The sequence below is a fragment of the Mesorhizobium sp. M7A.F.Ca.US.014.04.1.1 genome (assembly GCF_003998745.1).
GTDB classification, from domain to species: Bacteria; Pseudomonadota; Alphaproteobacteria; order Rhizobiales; family Rhizobiaceae; genus Mesorhizobium; species Mesorhizobium ciceri.
On sequence record NZ_RZRW01001001.1, the window covers coordinates 1 to 1,285 of the forward strand.

3 protein-coding genes are annotated in these 1,285 nt (G+C 60.7%); 2 read left to right on the forward strand and 1 reads right to left on the reverse strand.

Annotated features, from left to right (window positions below):
- The first annotated feature begins 209 nt into the window (after positions 1 to 209).
- Entirely contained in the window at positions 210 to 764 is a 555-nt protein-coding gene (locus tag EOA22_RS39290; protein ID WP_245478763.1) for a hypothetical protein, read from the forward strand.
- 6 nt (positions 765 to 770) lie between these two features.
- Positions 771 to 1,145 (forward strand): type VI secretion IcmF C-terminal domain-containing protein, encoded by a 375-nt coding sequence (locus EOA22_RS39295; RefSeq protein WP_281040813.1) that lies wholly within the window; start codon positions 771 to 773, stop codon positions 1,143 to 1,145.
- Here EOA22_RS39295 and EOA22_RS38325 read toward each other — a convergent pair.
- On the reverse strand, positions 1,083 to 1,285 hold a 203-nt coding region (locus EOA22_RS38325; protein ID WP_206521485.1), incomplete at its 5' end, for a hypothetical protein. The two genes, EOA22_RS39295 and EOA22_RS38325, sit on opposite strands and share 63 nt — an antisense overlap.

Sequence of the window (1,285 nt, forward strand, 5' to 3'; positions counted from 1 at the left end):
GTGACGGCCCCGATCCCGGCACCGAGATCGAAGGCACGGCCCAGAACCCGCCGCGCAACCCCGCGGATCTGGCCAAGGGCCTGGCCCGCATCGGCATAACAATCGCCAGCGGCAAATCGCAAAGCCGCGCCGGCACCGGGGCCGCCGACGCACGGAACTTCAGTCCAGGAGCAAACATCGAAGCGCAATTCAGACCATTCCAGGCCCTGGTGAACGGCCCTGCCGGACATCGCCCGATCGATGCTCTGACCCAAAACTTCAGCGATATCTATCAGAGCCTGCAACTGGCGGCCGAAGTTCCTTCGCAGACGGAACGCGTCAATTCGAACCTGCAGCTGCAGATAGCCACGCTTCGCGCCAATGTCTCGCGCCTGCCCAAGCAACTCGGCCGGATGGTCAACGCGACGGCGGATGAGTTCGAAGGCAACGTTGCCGAAACCTCGGTGACCAACTTGAATCAGATACTTGACCAGACGGTCACAGCCCCTTGTGAAGCCGCAATCAGCGGCCGTTATCCCTTCGCCCGCGACGCCACCGAGGATGTTGCGATGGCAGATTTCGCCAAATTGTTCGCCCCTGGCGGCTTGCTGGACCGGTTCTTCGCACAAAATCTAGCATCGCTGATCGACATGACCAGCCAGGACTGGACTTGGAAACAGGATGCGCGATTTGGACGCGACCTGTCGAAATCGACCCTGAAAGACTTCCAGCTTGCGGCGGAAATCCGCAGCGCCTTCTTCCCATCGGGCGGTTCGTTGCCTTAGGTCAGCATCACTTTCACACCGTTCTCACTGAATGGCGATGTCGATACGGCGATACTCGATGCCGAAGGCCAGATCGTCTGGAGCAATCAGACGGGCAACGCGCCGAGCGCGGTCACCTGGCCGGGCGAGGCAGCTTCCGCGTCCGCCAGCCTAAGCTTGACGCCGGAGATGCCAGGCCGCGAATCCGCCATCAAGTTCGAAGGGCCCTGGGCGCTGAAACGACTTCTGGACAAGGCTGCCGTCACCGGCGACGACAGCAACATGCAAGCGCGCTTCGTGATCGGCGGACGCGACGTTACTTATGCTCTCCAGACAGGCTCAGGCTCCAACCCCTTCTTCCTCCCGGCCCTGTCCGGATTCAGCTGTCCCAAGGCGTTTTGAACAGGGTTCATCTGCTGAACATGGCGTCTGTCCGCTGACCACGGCGTTCAAAGCTTGGTTTTCCTTAGTTTTCGATACTTTAATGTTCGAGCCTGTGGCAAAGTGGCGCCAGCGAGCGTCCACAGGTGCGCCGCAGAAGG